Genomic DNA, 19,070 nt, shown 5'->3' on the forward strand with positions numbered 1-19,070 from the left:
CTGCCTCCTCTACCAAAACGGTAGGGGGCGTCGATGGCCGACGCGGGCGAATGAATCAATGCCCTTTTTGCCCTGGTTACGCCAATGGCAGGGTTCGCCGGTACAGGAAGAAGACCCGCTCGATCCGGGCACCCGCGCTGCCGGAATAGAACGGCACCGGCCCCACCCAGCCGATCTCCGCCCGGGTCAGTCCCGCCACCTGCTGGTCCCGCAGGCAGCGCCGCAACAGGACGCCACCGATGCCCGACCCCTCGGCGGCCGGCGCGGTGCCCATCGGCCCGAACCAACTCGGCCGGGACGACCCGTACGCGGCGAAGCCGAGCACCTCGCCGTCCCGCTCCGCCAGGTGACAACCGGCGCCGTCACGACCCACCGACCCGGCCAGCTCACCGTCCCAGGTGCCACCGAAGGTGGACCGGGCGAACGCGGTCAACGCGGGCAGGTCCGCCGGCTCCGCCCGGCGTACGGTCACCCCCTGACCGGTCAGCCGCCGCTCGGCCGCCTCGGTGGACCGCAGTGCCGGCGAACCGTCGTACGACAGGTCCGCTGTCATGTTCCAGGCGGTCCGATCCTGCTGGTAGCCGAGCGCGAGGGCGGCGCAGACCGCCGGGGTGTAGCGGACGTCGATGCCCGGCCACGCGTAGTACGGCGGGTTCCCAGCCAGCAGCACCTCGGTCACCCCGCGCTCGGCCAGCACCCGCTCGGCCCGGCGCAGCAGTGCCCGGCCGACGCCCCGGCGGCGGTGATCCGGAAGGACCGCGACCAGGTCCACGTGCCCGATGCCCGGCTCGGTCGACGACACCGAGCAGAGCAGCACCCCGACCAGGTCCGCACCCCGGTACGCGCCCAGCCCCACCACCGGCCGGTCGGCGGCGGCGGCCCGGGGCCAGAGAACATCCACGATGGGGGTCGCCTCGGCGGCGTCCTCGGGCAGGTCGAGAGCCTGCTCGCACAGCCGCGCCACGGTGGGGGCCAGCTCGGGGGTCAGTTCGGTGACGGTGATCTCGACGTCCATGGTCGCCGACCCTAGATCACCGGGTGCTCCTGCGCGCACCTCACCGCCGGGCGGCTTCGACGGCGGCGTAGGCGTCGACCTGGCCCGAGCCGGTGACGTTGGACGGGTCGCCGCAGGCGTCCGCCGGGTTGTCCGAGCGGTAGGTGGGCGTCGCCGCCGTCGCGGTGTCCCGCAGGATCTGCCGGGTACGGTCCACGTCGCCGACCAGCGCCGGGTTCGCCGACCACATCAGCGCGACCACCCCCGCCACCTGCGGGGTCGCCATCGAGGTGCCGTCCAACGCCGCGTACGTGCCGCCCGGCATCGCCGACACCACACCCACGCCCGGGGCCAGGACGTCCGGCTTACCCGTGCCACCCGACACCGGCCCGCGCGAGGAGAACTCCGCGACCCGGCGTTGCGCGTCCACCGCGCCCACTGTCAACACGTCCGCGTACGGCGCCGGCGGGTCGTCGATCGACGCGCACCACGGCCCGGTGTTGCCGGCGGCGACGACCACGAAGATCCCGGCGGCGTCGAGCGCGGCGGTGGCCGGCCGCAGCACACCCTGGTCGCAGCCCTCGATCGGCGGGCAGCCCCACGAGTTGGTGAGCACCTGCGGGGCGCGCTCCGGACGACCGTCGGTGAACGGGTCGCCGCCGGCCGGGAAGGGCGCCAGCATGAACTGGAGACAGTCCAGGTAGTGCGCGGGGCTGCCGAGGTTGCGGTCCAGGTTGACGCAGCCCACCCACTGCGCGTCCGGTGCCACCCCGATGCCGTCCCGCCCGACCGCGCTGCCCACCGTGTGGGTGCCGTGCCCGCCCTGGTCGGTCGGGCTCCGGGTGCCGTCCCACGGGTCGTACCAGGAGTCGTCCCCGCCGCGGAACCCGCCTCGCAGCGCCGGATGGGTGCCGTCCACGCCCGAGTCCGAGCTGCCGACCACGATGCCGGTGCCGGTCACCCCGAGCTGGGACCACACCCGGTCGGCGCCGATCTGGCGGATGTTCCACTCCGGGCCGGTGGGCCTGGGCGCGGTGCCCCGGTTCTGCCCCGCCGGGGCCGGCAGCGGTCGCAGGCGTTGGCTGACCAGCACCCGGGCCACCTCCGGTCGACGGGCGAGCCACGCCCGCACCGCCGGGCCGCCGTCCACCTCGACCGCGTTCACCAGGTAGTACGACACCGGGTCGAGTCGTAGTCGACTCAGCCCTCGGAGCAGGTCGGCCTGGCTGCGCTCGGCGGTCGTCACCAACCGCCGGTATACCTCCGCCGCGCGGGCGTCCCGCCCGGCCCGACCTGGCTGGCCGGCCGGCAGGCCCGTCAGGTCGGCCTGCGCGCGCAACATCACGAACAGCCGCTCGCCGTAGAGGCCCGGCTGGCCGGGGCCGAGGTCGACCACGCCGAACGCCACAAGCAGCACCACCGCTGCCACCGCCGCGACGCGACGGCTCGGGGCGCCTGCCGCCTTCCGGGCGAGCAGCACCGCGTACCCGATGGCGACCAGGACGGCGACGGCGAGCCCGGCGCCGGCGGCGGCCGCCACCCAGAACGGGACGTCGCGGGTGCCGACCAGCAGCAGGGTGATCTCTTCCGGGTCGGTGAAGGCCAGCGGGCCGAGTGCGGCCAGGCCCACCAGCCAGCCGGTCGCCGATCGGCCGGCGCGCGCGGCGTCGGCCGGGTCGGCGGTGGGCCGCCACGCCGCGGCCCAGAGCGCGGCCAGGGCGAAACCCACCGGTGGCAGGGTCAGCAGCGCTGGCAGCTGCGCGCCGGACTGACCGGTGCCGGCCGCGAGTAGCAGCAGCGCCACCCCGGCGACCAGGCCGCCGACCAGCACCAGCCGAGCTGGCCGGGGTGGCCGGCCGACCGCGAACCGCGACCAGAAGGTGGCGTCCAGCAGCGTCGCGGCCAGCACCCCGAGCGCCGCGGCCGCCAGTAGCGCGAGCGCGGTCTCCAGGAGCCCGCCGAGCGCGCCCAGCCAGGCCCACGGCAGCAGCAGCGCCATCCCGGCGGCGACCGCGAGCAGCGGCACCGGGCCGGGCCTGCGTGAACGCCCGGCCGGCTCGGAACCAGCCTCGGTCCGCGCGGCGTCGCCGGCCTCGACCCGTGGGGTGCCACCGGCCTCGGTCCGCGCGGTGCCACCGGCCTCGGTCGGCGCGGCGTCGCTGTCTTCGGTGGGCGTCGCGCCGACGGCCGGGTCGGCCGGTCCGGGGTACGCCCAACGGCGCGCCGACCAGCGCACGACCAGTGCGGTCAGCACGGCTACGCCGGCCAGCGCGGCGAGGTACGCCTCGTGGTGCACCGGCGGCACGACCCGCAGCAGTGTGAGCAACCCCAGGGTCAGTGCCCCGAGCAGCCAGAGCCGCCCGGTGGCCCGGACCGTGGTCGACCGGGGCAGTAGGGCGAGCAGCAGGGCGGGTGTGCCGACCAGTACGACGGCGGTCAGACCGAGCACCGGCCAGAGCCAGCCGACCCGGTCCCGTCCGAAGCCCAGCAGCAGCTGATCGGTCAGCCAGCCACCGGTCTGGGTGGCCACGGTGACCGCGACCGTCCAGCAGCCGACAAGCACGGCCGCGACCACCGGCCAGGGAGAATTGCGGTCGCTGACTCCGGGGTACGCAGGCTCACCGTGCATCCGAGAACCTTACGACCACGCTGAACAGTTCTGAACCAGACAGCGCGTCGCGGGGAGGTCGATCTGCTGCGCAGTGATCAGGTGATGAGAAATAGGTGCTGATCGTCGCGGGGACCTACCTTTCATCACCTGATCAAGACAGGAGGGGCGGCTACGCCGGTCCGAGCGGGGCAAAAGCAGGCGCGATAGGTGCCAGTACGAGGTGAGCGGCGAATGTCGACATGCCGGCGCGACGGTTACGGTGGACGGGTGCGTGACCCCAGTATCTCCCGATCCGTCGCCGGTCAGCTCTCGCCGGTCCGCCGTGCGTCCGACCTGCGTCGGCTGCGCGCCGAGCGCTTCGACGTGCTGGTCATCGGTGGTGGGGTGACCGGTGCGGGTGCCGCCCTGGACGCGGCGTCCCGGGGCCTGAAGGTGGCCCTGGTCGAGGCGCGTGATCTCGCCGCGGGCACCTCCAGCCGGTCCAGCAAGCTCATCCACGGTGGCCTGCGCTACCTGGAGCAGTTGGAGTTCCACCTGGTCCACGAGGCGCTCACCGAGCGCGGGCTGCTGGCCACCCGGCTCGCGCCGCACCTGGTGCGCCCGGTGCCGTTCCTGGTGCCGCTGCCGGCCGGGCGGGGCCTGCGGGACCTGCCGGCCCGAATCTTCCGCCGCTCGTACTACGGCGCCGGCGTGGCCGCCTACGACGCCTTCGCCGGGGTCTTCGGCACTGGCCGGGGCATGCCGCTGCACCGGCACCTGACCCGGGAGGGCGCCCGGAGGATCTTTCCGAGCCTGCGGGCCGACGCGTTGGCGGGAGCGATCCGCTACTACGACGGTCAGGTCGACGACGCCCGGCTGGTCGTCACCCTGGCCCGTACCGCGGCCAGCCTCGGTGCCACGGTGGTGAGCAGCGCGCGTGCCGTCGGGCTGATCCGGCAGGCGCGTGAGGTGACCGGTGTCCGCGTCCGCGACCTGGAGGCTCCGGCGGGCTCACCGGACGCGGAGTTCGAGGTGCACGCCCGTACCGTCATCGCCGCCACCGGGGTGTGGAGCGACGACATGTCGCGGATGCTCAACGACGTGGGCCTGCGGCCCGGGGTCCGGGTGCGCGCCTCCAAGGGGGTGCACCTGGTGGTGCCCCGCTCGGCGATCACCGGCGAGACGGGGCTCATCCTGCGTACGGCGAAGTCGGTGCTCTTCGTCATCCCGTGGGGCGGGCACTGGATCATCGGCACGACGGACACCGACTGGCGACTGGACCGGTCCCACCCGGCCGCCTCGGCCCGCGACATCGACTACCTCCTGGAGCAGGTCAACACGGTGCTGGACCGGCCGTTGACCACTGCCGACATCGAGGGGGTGTACGCCGGGCTGCGACCACTGCTGGCCGGCGAGGCCGACTCGACCTCGAAACTCTCCCGCGAGCACGCGGTCTTCGAGCCGATGCTCGGGCTGCTGCTGGTGGCCGGTGGTAAGTACACGACGTACCGGGTGATGGCTTCCGACGTGGTCGACCGCGCCGCCCGCCGGCTCGGCGGCGCCCGCTCGTCGCGTACTGCCGATCTGCCGCTGCTCGGGGCGGATGGTTACCCGGCGATGTGGCGGGACCGGGCCGACCTGGCCCGCCGGCACGGTGTGCCGGTGGGCGTGGTGGAGCATCTGCTGGAGCGGTACGGCACCCTCACCCTGGACCTGTTGGCGCTTATCGACGCCGATCCGCTGCTGGCGTCCCCGCTGGCCGGTGCACCGGAGTACCTGGCGGCGGAGGTCGCCTACGCGGCGCGGGCCGAGGGTGCCCTGCACCTGGAGGACGTGCTGACCCGGCGGACCCGGATCTCGTTCGAGACCAGCCACCGGGGGTTGGAGTCGGCGGAGCACACCGCCGAGTTGATGGGCGCGGTGCTCGGCTGGGATGCGGCCACCCGGGTCCGGGAGGTCGAGCACTACCGCGCCCGGGTGGAGGCGGAGCGGCAGTCGCAGTTGATGCCGGACGACGCCGCGGCGGACGCGGCCCGGCTCGGTGTTCCGGACGTCCGGGGTTATGCGGCCGACCGGGGTGGCGACGACGATCAGGCGGAGCTGCGGCCGTCCGCTCGATGACGAATTGCGACGTTACCGATGGGTAACCATCGATACCGGCCCGGATGGTGGTTTCGGTCGCTACCTACGGTGGGGTAGGTTTCCGCGCGTGCTACGCCGCGCGCACCCTCGTCTGCTCCTACCGGTCCTCTCCGCCGTCCTCGTTGGTGCGCTGACCGGGTGCTCGCTGTTCGACCGGGAGCCGCAGGGCGATCCGGCGGCACAACCGTCCGCCTCGGCGGGTGGCGGCGCGCAACTGGAGATTCCCACCACGGTTGCCGCCGGCCAGGTCAGCCTGCTTCAGCGGCTCGGCGCCGACGGCCCGCTGCGCACCCTGAGCGTCGAACGCGACGGCGCGTGGCAGTGCCTCGACTGCGCCGGTGACGGGGTCACCTCCCGGGGCACCCTCGCCCCGGAGCTGACCGAACGGCTCCAGGTGCTGCTCGCCGACCCGGCACTGGCCGACGAGACCGATCAGGCCCGGAGATACCGCACCACCTGCATCGACGCGCTCACGTCCAGCCTGCTCACCTCGACCGGGCTGATCACCTCACAGGACTGCCCCGGTGAGGAGCGCACGCCGGTCGCCGGGGAGATCCTGCTGCTGCTCACCCAGGCGACCCCGGCCGAGGTCAAGGGCTGACCCCGAGCCAGCTCAGAGCACCTTGCCCGGGTTGAGCAGACCAGCCGGGTCCAGCGCCGACTTGATCGCCTGGTGCACCCGGACGCCGACCGGCCCGATCTCCCGGGCCAGCCAGTCCCGCTTGAGCAGCCCCACCCCGTGCTCGCCGGTGCAGGTGCCGCCCAGGTCCAGACCGAGCCGCATGATCTCGTCGAAGGCCCGCCGGCCGCGCTGCACGCTGGCCGGGTCGGCCCGGTCGACAACGATGTTCGGGTGCATGTTGCCGTCCCCGGCGTGCCCCACCACGCCGATCGGCACCTCGCACTCCACGGCGATCCGGGCCACCCCGTCCAGCAGCGCGGCGAGCGCACCGCGCGGCACCGCCACGTCGTCGATCACCAGACCGCCGTTGCCACCCGGGTAGGTGTCGGCGGCGAACTTCTCCATCGCCGGGTGGGCCAGCCGGCGGGCCTGCAACAGCGCCGCAGCCTCCACCGCGTCGGTGGCCGCGTAGACCTCGTCGGCGCCGGCCGCCGCGCACACCTCGGCCAGGCCGGCCAGGTCGTCGGCGGCCCGGCTGCCGGTGTCCGCGGCAGCCAGCAGCAGGGCCTGCGCGTCGGTCCGCAGCCCCATCGGCTGGTACGCCTCGATCGCCCGCAGATGGGTCTGGTCGAGCAGCTCCAGCAGGCTGGGGGTGAGCCCACGGGCCGCGATCTCGGCCACCGCCGCGCCGGCCGCCGCTGTGGATCCGAAGACCGCCACCAGGGTCAGCGACTCGGCCGGCGCCGGCCGCAACGCCACTGTGACCTCGGTGATCACCCCGAGGGTGCCCTCCGAGCCGACGAAGAGCCGGGTCAGGTCGTAGCCGGCCACCCCCTTGGCCGTCCGCCGCCCGGTGCGCAGCACCTCACCCGAGGCGAGCACCACCTCCAGACCGAGCACGTACTCGGTGGTCACCCCGTACTTCACGCAGCACATGCCGCCGGCGTTGGTGGCCACGTTGCCGCCGATCGTGGACGACTCCCAGGAGCCGGGGTCCGGCGGGTACCAGAGCCCCTGCTTGGCCACCGCGCCGGCCAGCGCCGCGTTGACCACCCCCGGCTGGACCACCGCGATCCGGCTCACCGGGTCGATCTCCCGGATCTCGTCCATCGCGACGGTGCTGAGCACCACCGCGCCGTCCACCGCGTTCGCCGCGCCGGCCAGCCCGGTCCGCGCGCCCTGCGGCACCACCGGTACGCCGTGTCGCGCCGCCGCCCGGACCACCGCGACCACCTGTTCGGTGCTGCGCGGACGGGTCACCACGAGCGGGGTGCCGGCCGCGCACAGGTCGGCCTCGTCCCGCTGGTGCATGCGCAGCAGATCCGGGTCGGTGAGCACGGCGTCGGCACCGAGCGCGGCGCGGAGATCGTCCAGGAGCGTGGTGGGGGCCATGCAGCCGAGGCTAGGTCGCCGGCCGGCGATCATCAACATGATCAACTACGCGGGATAGCTTGGACGTCATGCTCTACCTGGACCGGCCGGCCTGGCCGTGGCGCGGTCGGCTCTGGTCACACCTGATCAGCGACGTCTCGTACGCCGAGCTGCACGCCTTCGCCGAGGCACTCGGCGCGCCCCGGCGCGGCTTCGACCGGGACCACTACGACATCCCCGCCGACCGGTTCGCGGCGGCGGTCTGGCTCGGCGCCCAGGTGGTGCCGAGCCGGGAGCTGGTCCGGTTGCTCCGCGCCGCCGGTCTGCGCCGCCCGAAGCACCTGGTCAGCCCGCGCCCGGCGGCGGCCCCGCAGCGGTGAGCGTGGCCAGTTCGCGGTGCACGTTGCCCCGGGCGGGCTCCTCCCAGCGGGCCGCCAGCGGCGGCAGCCGGAACAGCGCGGGCAGCGCCAGCAGCCCGCCCAGCACCGCCGCCCGCCCAGCCCGAAAGGCCGGCTCCGGCACGTGCGCGTACTCCCGTCGGATCGCCGTCGCGTACCTGTCGTACGCCGCCGGGGGCGCCGCCAGCACGGCGAGGTCCGCGTCGCAGAGCAGGGCGCCGTCCCGGTCGTCCGGACCCACGACGTGCCCGGCGGTGAGCAGCACCAGCCGGCGTACCTCAGCCACCGTGGGCACCGGCACCCCGAGCCCGCTCAGCACGGTCTCGGCCAGCGCGGCGCTGTCCTGTTCGTTGGCGTCACCCGTGGCCCGGGGGTCGTAGACCGCGTCGTGCCACCAGGCCGCCAGCCGGACCAGGTCGGCCCGGTCGGCCAGCCCGGCGTGCTGGTCCACCACGTCGAGCACCGCCGTCAGGTGGGCCGCCGTGTGGTAGTGCCGGTGCGGCTCCCCCCACCGGTCGAGCAGCCGCTCCCCGGCCCGGGTCCACCCCGCGCCCGGCTTCGCACCGGCACCCCGGGCTGCCGCCCGCCACCGCTCCAGCAGATCGACCACCGGCCGAGTCTGCCGCATCCGGCCACGGCGCGCGACGCGGAAGGATTCAGCGGGCCTGTCCCGGGTAGTCGCGCCCATGGCCGTGGCCCGGGACAAGCGACCACCACTGGTGCGACGTGCCGCGCTGCGCGACGGGCTGGTGGACGTCGACGGCGCACGGATCGCCGAGGCCACCGAGCAGCTGCGCGATCGCGGCCGGGCCACCCTGCACGACCGGCTGCACCGGGTACGGATGGCCGGCGGCCTGGCCGTGCAGGCGGGGCTGGCCGCCGGGCTGGCGTACCTGATCTCGCACAAGGTGCTCGGCAACCCGCAACCGGTCTTCGCGCCGATCTCCGCGGTCGGCACCCTCGCCGCGTCGGTCGGTCAGCGGTTCCGCCGGACCATCGAGCTGATCGTCGGGGTGGGGATCGGGGTGGCCATCGGCGACTTCCTGATCTATCTGCTCGGCACCGGGGCCTGGCAGCTCGGCCTGGTGGTCACTGTCGCGATCCTGTTCACGATCTTCGCCGGGGCGAGCGTCGCCATCGTCATCCAGGCGGCGGCCACGGCGGTGCTGATCGTGACGCTGAGCCCGTCCACCCAGAATCTGGAGATCCCACGCTTCGTGGACGCCTTTCTCGGCGGCGGCATCGCCCTCCTGGTGACCGCCGTGCTGCTGCCGCTGAACCCGCTCCGGGTGATCAACCGGGCTGCCCGGCCGGCGCTGGACCTGCTCGCCGCCCAACTCGACGCCACCGCCGACGGGCTGCGCAGCCGGGACCGCGCCGGCATCCAGCGGGCCCTGGACCGGCTGCGCAACAACAAGGAGGAGCTGGCCACCCTGGCCGAGGCGATCGAGGGCGCGAAGGAGACCGCCACCCTCTCCCCGGCCCGCTGGCACCGCCGCGACGAGCTGATCCACTACGCAAAGGCGGCCGACCCGATCGATCGGGCGATGCGCAACACCGGCACCCTGATCCGCCGGTCCGTCACGTTGATCGAGGACGAGGAGCCGGTGCCCGATCCGATGCCGGACGCGATCAACCACCTCGCCGAGTCGGTCCGGCTGCTCAAACACGAGTTCGCGGCCGGCGAGGAACCGGAGAAGGCCCGGGAGCGGTCACTGCGGGCGGTCAGCGAGGCCGGTCGGGCGTACGGCGCCGGTGTCGGCTTCTCCGGCAGCGTGGTCGTCGCCCAGATCCGGACCACCGCCAGCGACCTGCTGGTGGCCTCCGGGATCGAGCAGGAGGAGGCGAACCGGTGGATCCGCACCGCCTTCGGGGAGCAGGAGCGCCCGATGGGTGAGGCGGCCGAGCCGGGCGAGGCGCCGAAACCGCCGACCGCCCCGCCCGTCGGCTGACCGCCGCCGCGCGCCTCAGCCCAGCTCGGCGAGCGCCGTGAGCAGCCGGTCCACCTGGTCGACGGTGCTGCCCAGGCCGATGCTGGCGCGCAACGCGGTGGGCGGCAGGTCCCGTCGGCCGGTCCGCCCCGCCGCCTCGGCGAGCAGCCGCCGGGCCAGCGGGTGGGCGCAGAACAACCCGTCGCGTACGCCGATCCGGTGCGCGGTGGCCAGCCGCGCGGCCACGTCGGCGGAGTCCCGGCCGGCGACCACGAACGAGACGATGCCCACCCGGGGCGCGTCCAGGCCGAAGGTGCGCAGCTCCACCACGTGCGGCAGCGCCTCGATGCCGGCCCGCAGTCGCGCCAGCAACGCCTGCTCGCGGGCGGCCAGCGCAACCCGGTCGGCCGCCCCGAGCGCCGTGCACACGGCCGCCAGCGCGACAGCGCCGAGCAGGTTCGGGGTGCCACCCTCGTGCCGGGCCGGACCGGTTGCCCAGGTCACGTCGTGGGTGGCCGGGCCGACGTGGCTGGTAGCGCCCCCACCCGCCAGGTACGGCGGGGCGGCGTCCAGCCAGTCCGCCCGGCCGATCAGCACGCCCGCGCCGAACGGCGCGTACAGCTTGTGGCCGGACACGGCCAGGTAGTCGACGTCGAGCGCGAGCAGGTCGACAGGGGCGTGCGGGGCGAGCTGCGCGGCATCGAGCACGATCCGGGCGCCGTGCCGGTGCGCGACCCGGGCCAACTCGGCAACCGGCCACCGCTCACCTGTCACGTTGCTCGCACCGGTCACCGCGACCAGTACCGGCAGTGCCGGGCTGCTGCCCCGGCGCAGCTCGGTGAGGGCGGCGGCGAGGTCGCGTACCGCCCCGGCGGGTTCGGCGGGCACCGGCAGTCGCACCGAACCGCGCGGCCAGGGCAGCAGGTTGGCGTGGTGCTCGCCCGCGAAGGTGACCACTGTCGTTCCGGCCGGCAGCGACCGCGCCAGCAGGTTGAGCGCGTCGGTGGTGTTGCGGGTGAAGATCACGTGATCGTCGGCGCGGACGCCGAAGAAGTCACCGACCGTCTGCCGGGCCTGCTCGTACGCGAGGGTGCAGCGCCGCGACAGCGCGCCCGCCCCGCGATGCACGCTGGCGTACCAGGGCAGCAGCTCGGCCACCGCGTCGGCGGCGGCCCGCGCGCACGGTGCGCTCGCCGCGTAGTCCAGGTTGATCTCACCCGGCACGCCGAGGACGTCCAGCGGCGCCGACGGCGCGGGCGCGACGGTGGGCAGGGTGGGCAGCGAGGAAACGAGGGTGACGGACATGCCGGAACCTCCGGGGTCAGGGACCCCGGGTGCACGTCGGGACGGGGTCCGCGCTTGCCCAGCACACCGATCGGGCTGGGCCCGGTCATCACCCGGGGCACCCCACCGCGAACTCGACGAGGGTTGCCGGCCAGCAAGCCGGGGCTGAACGCTGGCACTCGTGACCTGCCGGCAGCATAGCGGCTACCGATGCGACCGGACCAGCCGGCGGCGGATGGCTACGCTGACCGCATGGCCGACACCCCGCCCGGTACGCCCCTGCCGTCGTCGCCCGCGCCCGCGGCCCCGTCCGTCGGCGAGGCGCCCCGGATGCCGCAGCGCCGGCTGGGCTGGCGGCGTTTCGTGGCGTTGGCCGGGGTGGTGCTGCTCATCGCCGCCTGCGCGGTGTTCATGGTCTTCAAGCTCGGCCTGTCGCTCGGCCCGCAGGCCCTGCTGATCGGGGTGGCCGCCGCCGTCCTGCCGGTGCCGGTGCTTGTCGCCTGCTTTCTCTGGCTGGACCGGTACGAACCGGAGCCGTTGAAGTACCTCATCTTCTGCTTCGCCTGGGGAGCGTTCGTCTCCACCGCCGCCTCGCTCACGGTCAACGACTTCGCCGCCAACCGGTTCGCCGACTGGGGGCTGCCCGACGCGCTCACCGGCGTGCTGGTGGCGCCGTTCATCGAGGAGTTGACCAAGGCACTGGGTCCGATCCTGCTGCTGGTGTTCCGTCGGCGTGAGTGGTCCGGGATCACCGACGGCCTGGTCTACTGCGGCCTGTCCGCTGTCGGGTTCGCCATGGTGGAGAACATCCTCTACCTGGGCGGGCTGGGCTACGCGTCCGGAGCCGACAGGTACGGTCCGGTGACCGGCATCAACCAGGTCATCGCGATCTTCATTCTGCGGATCCTGCTGTTCGGGTTCGCCCATCCGCTCTTCACCTCGATGACCGGTGTGGGGCTGGGCATCGCGGCGCGGACGGCCGACCGACGGGTCCGGGTGCTCGCCCCGATCGCCGGCCTGCTGCTGGCGATGATGTTGCACGGCACGTGGAACCTGCTGCCCACGCTGACCCAGGCCACCGGCGAGGCGTTGATCATGCTGTACGGCTTCCTGGGCCTGATGGTGCCTGTCTTCTTCGCCATGGTGGGTTTCGCGGTGTGGCTGCGCGCCTGGGAGGGGCGGCTCACCGAGCGGACCCTGCCGGACTACGTACGCGCCGGTTGGCTGAGCCCACCAGAGGTGGCCGCGCTGAGCAGCCTCGGCCGGCGGCACGCGGCCCGTAGTTGGGCGCGGCGGGTGGCCGGCGACGCCGGGGTGCGGGCGATGCGCGGCTACCAGTCCGCCGCCACCCGACTGGCTCTGCTGCGCGACGGCTCGCTGCGCGGCCTGGACCGCAAGCCCGCCGACCAGGAACGGACCGCGCGGGAGGAGCGGGAGTTGCTGGACGCGATCGGCGCGTACCGGTCGTTCTTCGTCGGTCGGGACCCGCAGGCCCCGACGGGGGTCTGGGACGGCAGCCGCTACCACCTGCGCTTTCCGGACGGTACGCAGCGTCCGGTGGACGCGCCGGATGAGCCGGTGGTGCCGATCCCGGTGGTGCTGGCCCCCGCGCCACCGCCTCCGGTGGGCTATGCCCCGCCCGGCTGGCCCGGGCTGCGCTCGGCGGCGCCGTGGCCGCCGGGTCACCCCTGACGGTTGGCGCCCCGGCCGCGGCCTCAGGTCATCAGGCCGGTGAGGAAGTCACCGAAGCCCTGGAACATCGCGATCAGCGCGCCCCCGACGGCCTTGAACATCTGCGCGGCGCCGTCCGGCCGGAAGGCCATGAAGTAGATCAGGAACGCGACACTGCCCCAGGTCAACAGCTTCTTCACGAATACTGGCATCGTCCCTCCCCAGGGCCACGGTCGCCGGATGGCTTCCCGTCGTGCGGCCGGGCAAACGAGGCGCGGTGCGGCCCGCTGGCCGGGGGAGGTGCGTCAGAGGTAGAGGCCGGTGGGGTCGTTCTCGATCCGCTCGGCGGCCACCGCGTGCACGTCGCGTTCCCGCAGCAGCACGTACCCGCGGCCGTGCAGCTCGACCTCGGAGCGGTCGTCCGGGTCGAAGAGCACCCGGTCGCCGGAGACGATGGCGCGCACGTTCGGCCCCACCCCGACCGCCGTGGCCCAGGCGAGGCGTTTGCCGACCTGGGCGGTCGCCGGGATGACGATGCCGGCGGTGGAGCGGCGCTCGCCCTCGCTGCCCTCCATCCGCACCAGCACGCGGTCGTGCAGCAGGCGGATCGGCAGGCCGGCGTCCAGATCATTGTCGGCGGTCACGCCGCAGACGCTACCGTGTGGCCGACGGCGGGTCCGCCGGTGGTTACGCCGGTGGTGATCGGGGCATTGTGTGGCGGAACTGCCCTACGGTGTCGGGAACGGACGTATGCTGTCCGACCTGTCGCCGTGGGCGGGCCGGTTTCACTGCCAGGAGGTGCGCTTGAGCCGTTTCGAGCGGGTACGCGGGCGACTCCGCCGCGCCTACCAGGCGCGACAGGAGTCTGCGCGCGCCGACGAGAGCGTGTCGGGTGATGCGCTGAGCGACGTGTCGGAGGCGACCCGGGTGGCGTCGCCGGCCGTGCCCGGACCGGTCGCGCCACCGACGGCCACTGTCGTCGGCGCGGAACCTCCGGTGGACCTGCACAGCTCGACCTCCAGCCGGGACGACGCCGACGTCCCGCACGGGCTGCGGATCGCGTCCGCCTGGTGCTGGCGGCTGATCGTGATCGGTGTGGTCGCCTGGGCCCTGCTCAGGATCGTCAGCACCGTCAAAATCGTGATCATTCCGCTGGCCATCGCGCTGCTGCTCTCCGCGCTGCTCGCGCCGGCGGTGGGCTGGCTGCTGCGGGCGCGACTGCCCCGGTCGCTGGCGACGGCGGTGGTGCTGGTCGGTGGTCTCGCCGCGGTGATCGGCACGCTGACGCTTGTGGTGAACGAGTTCATCCGGGGCGTGCCGGAGCTGAGCGAGAAGTCCTCGCAGGGCGTCCGGCAGATCCAGAACTGGCTGAAGACAGGTCCGCTGCACCTCTCCGACACCCAGCTCGACCGCTACATCGACGAGGCGCAGGCCTGGATCAACGACAACACCTCGAGGTTCACAAGCGGCGCGCTGAGCACCGCCGCCACGCTGGCGGAGGTGCTGACCGGCACGCTGCTTGTGCTCTTCGCGACGTTCTTCTTCCTGCGCGACGGCAACCGGATCTGGCGCTTCCTGGTCCGGCTGTTACCGGTGGCGGCCCGCTGGAAGGTCGACGACGCGGGCCGGGCCTCCTGGCACACGCTCGGCGCCTACGTCCGCGCGACAGTGCTGGTCGCCTTCATCGACGCGGTCGGCATCGGCATCTTCCTGGTCATCTTCGACATCCCGTTCGCCTTCCCGCTCGCCGCGTTGGTCTTCCTCGGCGCGTTCATCCCGATCGTCGGCGCGGCGCTCTCCGGTGGCGTGGCGGTGCTTGTGGCGCTCGTCGACAGCGGCCCGGTCACCGCGTTGATCATCCTGGGCGTGGTGATCGGTGTGCAGCAGGTGGAGGGGCACGTGCTCCAGCCGTTGATCATGGGACGGGCGGTCGCTCTCCACCCGCTCGCGGTGATCATCGGCATCGCCGCCGGTGTCGTCCTGGCCGGCATCACCGGTGCGCTGGTCTCCGTGCCGCTCATCGCGGTGCTGAACACCGCGGTCCGCCGGCTCGCCGCCCGGAGGGTCCCGGACACCCCACCCGACGCCGTGGTCGTCGCCGCACAGGCCCCCTGACCCGCTCCGCGCGCGTCAGGACTTGGCGAGGCGTTGCAGGGCGCCGCGGGCCACCTCGGGACGCGTCGTGTACCAGAACGGCGGCAGCGAGCGGCGCAGGAACGGCCCATAGCCACGGGCCGTCTCCAGCCGGGAGTCGAGCACCGCGACCACACCCCGGTCGCCGGTCGCCCGGATCAGCCGACCCACGCCCTGAGCCAGTCGTACCGCCGCGATCGGCACGCTGACCGCGGAGAAGCCGGAACCACCGCCCGCGTCCACGGCGGCGGCACGGGCTGCCGCCAACGGCTCGTCCGGGCGCGGGAAGGGCAGCCGGTCGATGACGACGAGCTGGCAGGCGTCACCCGGCACGTCCACGCCCTGCCAGAGCGACATCACGCCGAACAGGCAGCTCGCGCGCTCCTCCCGGAAGCGGCGGACCAGCAGCGGCAGCGCCTCCTCGCCCTGCAACAGCACCGGCAGGTTGGTCCGTGCGCGCACCAGCTCGGCCGCCTGCTGCGCGGCCCGCCGCGAGGAGAAGAGCCCGAGAGTACGACCACCGAGCGCCTCGACAAGCGCGACCAGCTCCTCCCCGGCAGCGTCAGGCAGCCCGGAGACGCTGGGGCGGGGCAGGTGCGCGGCGACGTACAGGATGCCCTGCCGGGCATAGTCGAACGGCGAACCGACGTCGAGTGACCGCCAACCCGGGCCCTCGGTCGCCGGTACGACGGCGTTCGGGGCGGCGTCGCCGGCAAGCCGACGGCCCGGCGCCTCGGCGGCCGGGCGACCCGGGCCGGTGCGGGCAGCAAGTGCGGCCGCGGCGGGGGTCGGCGGGGCGGGCGGCGGCGCGTCCAGCCCGAGGGCGCGGGCCACAGTGTCGAACCGGCCACCCAACGCCAGGGTCGCCGAGGTGGCGACGACGGTGCGCTCGTCGTACAGGTGGGTGGCGAGGGTGCCGGCCACCGACAGCGGCGCGACCACCAGTGCCCGGCGGCTGCCGCTGTCGTTCTTCTCCACCCAGGCCACGTCGTGGTCGGCCTCCTCCAGCAGCCGCTGGGCGGTGGTGGAGAGCTCGTCCAGTGCGGCCTTGGCCTGCTGCTTGCGGACCGGGTCGGGGTCGTCGGACTTGATGTCGCCGATCGCGTCCAGGGCGGATCGGGTCGCCGCGTCGAGCAGCGTGCACGCCTCCCGCAGGGGCGTCGGCAGCCCGGCGGTGATGCGTCCGGCCGGCGCCTCGGCCAGCCCGACCGCGAGGGCGTCACCGGCGGCGGTGAGCGCCTCGGCGGTCTCCGGTCGCAGCAGCGTGCGGGCCCGGCGGGTGGTCCGGTCGATCAGCTCCGGCACCAGCTCCGCCTGGGCGGCGGAGGAGACCCGGTCGGCCAGCTCGTGCGCCTCGTCGACGATGAGCAGCTTGTGCGGCGGCACGATGTGCCGGTCGGCGAGCATGTCAACAGCGAGCAGGCTGTGGTTGGTCACCACGATGTCGGCCTCGCGGGCTCGGGCCCGCGACGCCTCGGCGAAGCACTCCTGCCCGAACGGGCAGCGGGTCGCCCCGACGCACTCCCGGGCCGGCATCGACACCAGCCGCCAGGCCTGGTCGTCGACGCCTGGGTCCAGCTCATCCCGGTCGCCGGTGGCGGTCCGCTCGGCCCAGTCGCGCAGCCGCTCGACCTGCTTGCCCAACCGGCCCGCCTCCCCGAGCCACTTCGTCCCGCCCCCGGGGCGGGCCGCCGGGGCGTCGAAGAGGGTGTCCTCCGGTTCCTCCTCGGTGGAGTTGTCGAGTCGCGCGAGGCAGAGGTAGTGGTGGCGACCCTTGAGCACCGCGAAGGTGGGCCGACGGCCGAGCAGCGGCTCCACCGCGTCGGCCAGCCGGGGCAGGTCGTGGTCGACGAGCTGCGACTGCAATGCCAGGGTGGCGGTGGAGACCACCACCGGGCCGTCCACGGTGAGCGCCGGCGCGAGGTAGGCAAGCGACTTGCCGGTGCCGGTGCCCGCCTGCACGAGCAGATGCTCGCCGCCGGCCACGCACTCCTCGATCGCCGTGGTCATCTGCTGCTGGCCGGGGCGTTCCGCGCCGCCGGGCACCGCGCCGACCGCCGCCGCCAGCAGCTCCGTGCCACTGGGTCGGGCGCCCCGCCGCCGGCCCTTGGCGCGGGCCGACGGGGTACCGGAACCGGTGGCGGTGCGGGGCGGAGTCACCGTGCGACGGTACCCGCCGCCGCCGACACCGGCCGCGCCCATCCGCCGCGTGGCGCGCTGCCGGCCAGGCTGGTCGTCGCGGTGGCGTCGCCCGGTTACCGCCGTGCTACGACGGGTGGGCAGTATCGGTTAGGGTGCGAATCATGCCGAGCGACATGGTCCGAGTGATCTACCGCAAGTACGACGGCAGCGCCCACCGCGACTACCCGGCCCGCCGGCTCACCGAGGACGACCTCGGCATCTGGCTCGGCGTGCCCCAGGGCACCGAGTCGGTCTACCATGGCCGGCCGTCGGTGGAGAAGATCCCGTTCGTTCTGCTGGTGCCACACCGCGCCTGGTGGACGGCCATGTTCAACCCCCCGCCCCGCACCAGCGAGGTCTACTGCGACATCACCACCCCGGCCCGCTGGGAGTCCGACGACACCGTCCACCTGATCGACCTGGACCTGGACGTCGTCCGGCGTCGAGCCACCGGCCTGGTGGAGCTGCTCGACGAGGACGAGTTCGCCGAGCACCGGGCCCGGTTCGGCTATCCGGAGGACGTGGTGGCCGAGGCCGAGGCCGCGGCCCAACGACTCCTCGGCGCGCTCGGCGACGGCACCGAGCCGTTCGCCACCTCGTACCGCAAGTGGTTGGCCCTTGTGGTCTGACGCCGCACGGCCAGCTCACCAGCGCGGTGGCCAGCCGTCGTCGTCGCCGAGCGGGGGCAGGTCGGCCAGTTTCTCCGGGTTGATCTGGTTGTAGATGGCGGTGACCCGGCCCTGGTCCACTGCGAACACGGTGACCAGGCGGACCGGCCGCCCGTCACTGTGCACGGTCTCCATCTGCAGGCCGAGCGCGCCATCGACAAGCACGAGCCGGGCCAGCACCCGGTTGGCGTACCGGCCGGTCCGGCCGAACAGGCCGAGCGTGAAGCGACCCACGGCGTCCGCGCCGACGATCGGCTGGCGGGCCGAGGGGTAGTGCCCGCCCGAGTCACCGACGAAGACCACGTCCGGCGCGAGCACCTGGAGCAGTTGGTCCAGCTCGCCGGACTCGGTGGCGGCGACGAACGCTTCGAGCACCCGGCGCTGCTCGGCCAGGTTCGCGGTGTGCCGGGGCACGTCCGGCGCGGTGACCGCCCGGCGTGCCCGGTGGGCGAGCTGCCGGGCCGCCACCTCGGTGGTGCCGAGCACGTCGGCGACCCGGGCGAACGGCACCGCGAACACGTCGTGCAGCACGAGCGCGACCCGCTGCTCCGGCGCGAGCCGCTCCAGCACGACGAGCAGCGCCGTGCCGACCTGGTCGGTGCGGACCGCCCGCTCGGCCGGGTCGGGCGCATACCCGTCCGTCGGCGTCGCAGCGCCCAGCGGGCTCACCACCGGCTCCGGCAGCCACTGCCCGGGGTACGCCTCCCGGCGGACCCGCGCCGAGCGGAGCACGTCCAGGCAGATCCGGGCGCAGGCGGTGGTCAGCCACGCGGACAGCTCGCGGATCTCGGCGCGGGCGTTCGGGTCGGCGAGGGCCCCGGCGTAGCGCAGCCAGGTCTCCTGCACCGCGTCCTCCGCCTCACTGCGGCTCCCCAGCATCCGGCGGGCCACCGAGAGCAGCCGCCCCCGCTCGGCCTCGAACTCCGTCGCCAGATCCTGCACGACCCACCACCCTCCCCGCCGACACCGCTCTGGCGTCCATCCTCCCGCCGACCGGGCGCGCCGGCAGCCCCGCAGCCGACGCCGGTCCGAACCGAGGACCGCGCCGACCGGTGGTGGGGGTGGGTGGGCCTCGGCGGGCGGAT

General features: G+C 74.0%; 16 protein-coding genes and 1 riboswitch. Of the genes, 7 read left to right on the forward strand and 9 right to left on the reverse strand.

Annotation, left to right across the window (positions count from 1 at the left end):
• Positions 1-76: 76 nt before the first annotated feature.
• Positions 77-1,015: a GNAT family N-acetyltransferase gene (locus ABZU25_RS02615; protein WP_355027565.1), complete on the reverse strand. Its 939-nt coding sequence runs from the start codon at positions 1,013-1,015 to the stop codon at positions 77-79.
• A gap of 40 nt (positions 1,016-1,055) precedes the next feature.
• Positions 1,056-3,623, reverse strand: coding sequence for a S8 family serine peptidase (locus ABZU25_RS02620; RefSeq protein ID WP_355027566.1), 2,568 nt, complete (start codon positions 3,621-3,623; stop codon positions 1,056-1,058).
• A 264-nt stretch (positions 3,624-3,887) separates the two neighbouring features.
• Between ABZU25_RS02620 and ABZU25_RS02625 the strand changes: the two genes are divergently transcribed.
• Both ABZU25_RS02625 and ABZU25_RS02630 read left to right on the forward strand, forming a co-directional pair.
• The gene (locus ABZU25_RS02625; RefSeq protein ID WP_355027742.1) at positions 3,888-5,705 is read left to right on the forward strand and encodes a glycerol-3-phosphate dehydrogenase/oxidase; all 1,818 of its coding nucleotides are present in this window, start codon (positions 3,888-3,890) and stop codon (positions 5,703-5,705) included.
• Positions 5,706-5,793: 88 nt separating this feature from the next.
• Entirely contained in the window at positions 5,794-6,327 is a 534-nt protein-coding gene (locus tag ABZU25_RS02630) for a hypothetical protein (RefSeq protein WP_355027567.1), read from the forward strand.
• Between the two features lie 12 nt (positions 6,328-6,339).
• Here the strand turns inward: ABZU25_RS02630 and ABZU25_RS02635 are convergent, their stop codons facing one another.
• Entirely contained in the window at positions 6,340-7,740 is a 1,401-nt protein-coding gene (locus ABZU25_RS02635) for an FAD-linked oxidase C-terminal domain-containing protein (RefSeq protein WP_355027568.1), read from the reverse strand.
• Between the two features lie 68 nt (positions 7,741-7,808).
• Here ABZU25_RS02635 and ABZU25_RS02640 point away from each other — a divergent pair, with 68 nt between their 5' ends.
• Positions 7,809-8,099, forward strand: coding sequence for a DUF4031 domain-containing protein (locus ABZU25_RS02640; protein WP_355027569.1), 291 nt, complete (start codon positions 7,809-7,811; stop codon positions 8,097-8,099).
• On the opposite strand, the gene ABZU25_RS02645 is transcribed toward ABZU25_RS02640, so the two are convergent.
• On the reverse strand, positions 8,065-8,727 hold the full coding sequence (locus tag ABZU25_RS02645) for a metal-dependent phosphohydrolase (protein WP_355027570.1): 663 nt from the start codon (positions 8,725-8,727) through the stop codon (positions 8,065-8,067). The genes ABZU25_RS02640 and ABZU25_RS02645 overlap by 35 nt on opposite strands.
• Positions 8,728-8,866: 139 nt before the next feature.
• On the opposite strand from ABZU25_RS02645, the gene ABZU25_RS02650 reads away from it, so the two are divergent.
• Positions 8,867-10,069 carry an FUSC family protein gene (locus ABZU25_RS02650; RefSeq protein ID WP_355027743.1) on the forward strand — a complete coding sequence of 401 codons (1,203 nt, stop codon included), beginning with the start codon at positions 8,867-8,869 and terminating at the stop codon, positions 10,067-10,069.
• A 15-nt stretch (positions 10,070-10,084) separates the two neighbouring features.
• Here ABZU25_RS02650 and ABZU25_RS02655 read toward each other — a convergent pair whose 3' ends face one another.
• Positions 10,085-11,353 carry an aminotransferase class V-fold PLP-dependent enzyme gene (locus tag ABZU25_RS02655; RefSeq protein WP_355027571.1) on the reverse strand — a complete coding sequence of 423 codons (1,269 nt, stop codon included), beginning with the start codon at positions 11,351-11,353 and terminating at the stop codon, positions 10,085-10,087.
• Positions 11,354-11,398: 45 nt separating this feature from the next.
• Positions 11,399-11,519, reverse strand: a riboswitch (SAM riboswitch).
• Positions 11,520-11,542: 23 nt separating this feature from the next.
• On the opposite strand from ABZU25_RS02655, the gene ABZU25_RS02660 reads away from it, so the two are divergent.
• Entirely contained in the window at positions 11,543-13,024 is a 1,482-nt protein-coding gene (locus ABZU25_RS02660) for a PrsW family intramembrane metalloprotease (protein ID WP_355027572.1), read from the forward strand.
• A 23-nt stretch (positions 13,025-13,047) separates the two neighbouring features.
• Here ABZU25_RS02660 and ABZU25_RS02665 read toward each other — a convergent pair whose 3' ends face one another.
• Positions 13,048-13,215, reverse strand: a complete 168-nt coding sequence (locus ABZU25_RS02665) for a hypothetical protein (RefSeq protein WP_355027573.1) — start codon at positions 13,213-13,215, stop codon at positions 13,048-13,050.
• Between the two features lie 93 nt (positions 13,216-13,308).
• Complete coding sequence (locus ABZU25_RS02670) at positions 13,309-13,647, reverse strand: co-chaperone GroES (protein ID WP_355027574.1); 339 nt, start codon at positions 13,645-13,647, stop codon at positions 13,309-13,311.
• 106 nt (positions 13,648-13,753) lie between these two features.
• Here ABZU25_RS02670 and ABZU25_RS02675 point away from each other — a divergent pair, with 106 nt between their 5' ends.
• The gene (locus tag ABZU25_RS02675) at positions 13,754-15,118 is read left to right on the forward strand and encodes an AI-2E family transporter (RefSeq protein WP_355027575.1); all 1,365 of its coding nucleotides are present in this window, start codon (positions 13,754-13,756) and stop codon (positions 15,116-15,118) included.
• 15 nt (positions 15,119-15,133) lie between these two features.
• Here ABZU25_RS02675 and ABZU25_RS02680 read toward each other — a convergent pair whose 3' ends face one another.
• Positions 15,134-17,338, reverse strand: coding sequence for an ATP-dependent DNA helicase (locus ABZU25_RS02680; RefSeq protein ID WP_355027576.1), 2,205 nt, complete (start codon positions 17,336-17,338; stop codon positions 15,134-15,136).
• 101 nt (positions 17,339-17,439) lie between these two features.
• Here ABZU25_RS02680 and ABZU25_RS02685 point away from each other — a divergent pair, with 101 nt between their 5' ends.
• Positions 17,440-17,946 (forward strand): DUF402 domain-containing protein, encoded by a 507-nt coding sequence (locus tag ABZU25_RS02685; protein ID WP_355027577.1) that lies wholly within the window; start codon positions 17,440-17,442, stop codon positions 17,944-17,946.
• A gap of 15 nt (positions 17,947-17,961) precedes the next feature.
• Here the strand turns inward: ABZU25_RS02685 and sigJ are convergent, their stop codons facing one another.
• Positions 17,962-18,927, reverse strand: coding sequence for an RNA polymerase sigma factor SigJ (gene sigJ, locus ABZU25_RS02690; RefSeq protein WP_355027578.1), 966 nt, complete (start codon positions 18,925-18,927; stop codon positions 17,962-17,964).
• Positions 18,928-19,070 lie beyond the last annotated feature (143 nt).

Source organism: Micromonospora sp. NPDC005215 (genome assembly GCF_040607915.1).
Lineage (GTDB): Bacteria > Actinomycetota > Actinomycetes > Mycobacteriales > Micromonosporaceae > Micromonospora.

Coding starts and splice junctions, on each gene's coding strand:
- ABZU25_RS02640 (WP_355027569.1), top strand. CDS start 7,809: ATGCTCTACCTGGACCGGCCGGCCTGGCCGTGGCGCGGTCGGCTCTGG.
- ABZU25_RS02615 (WP_355027565.1), bottom strand. CDS start 1,015: ATGGACGTCGAGATCACCGTCACCGAACTGACCCCCGAGCTGGCCCCC.
- ABZU25_RS02680 (WP_355027576.1), bottom strand. CDS start 17,338: ATGGGCGCGGCCGGTGTCGGCGGCGGCGGGTACCGTCGCACGGTGACT.
- ABZU25_RS02620 (WP_355027566.1), bottom strand. CDS start 3,623: ATGCACGGTGAGCCTGCGTACCCCGGAGTCAGCGACCGCAATTCTCCC.
- ABZU25_RS02635 (WP_355027568.1), bottom strand. CDS start 7,740: ATGGCCCCCACCACGCTCCTGGACGATCTCCGCGCCGCGCTCGGTGCC.
- ABZU25_RS02660 (WP_355027572.1), top strand. CDS start 11,543: ATGCGACCGGACCAGCCGGCGGCGGATGGCTACGCTGACCGCATGGCC.
- ABZU25_RS02675 (WP_355027575.1), top strand. CDS start 13,754: ATGCTGTCCGACCTGTCGCCGTGGGCGGGCCGGTTTCACTGCCAGGAG.
- ABZU25_RS02655 (WP_355027571.1), bottom strand. CDS start 11,353: ATGTCCGTCACCCTCGTTTCCTCGCTGCCCACCCTGCCCACCGTCGCG.
- ABZU25_RS02685 (WP_355027577.1), top strand. CDS start 17,440: ATGCCGAGCGACATGGTCCGAGTGATCTACCGCAAGTACGACGGCAGC.
- ABZU25_RS02665 (WP_355027573.1), bottom strand. CDS start 13,215: ATGCCAGTATTCGTGAAGAAGCTGTTGACCTGGGGCAGTGTCGCGTTC.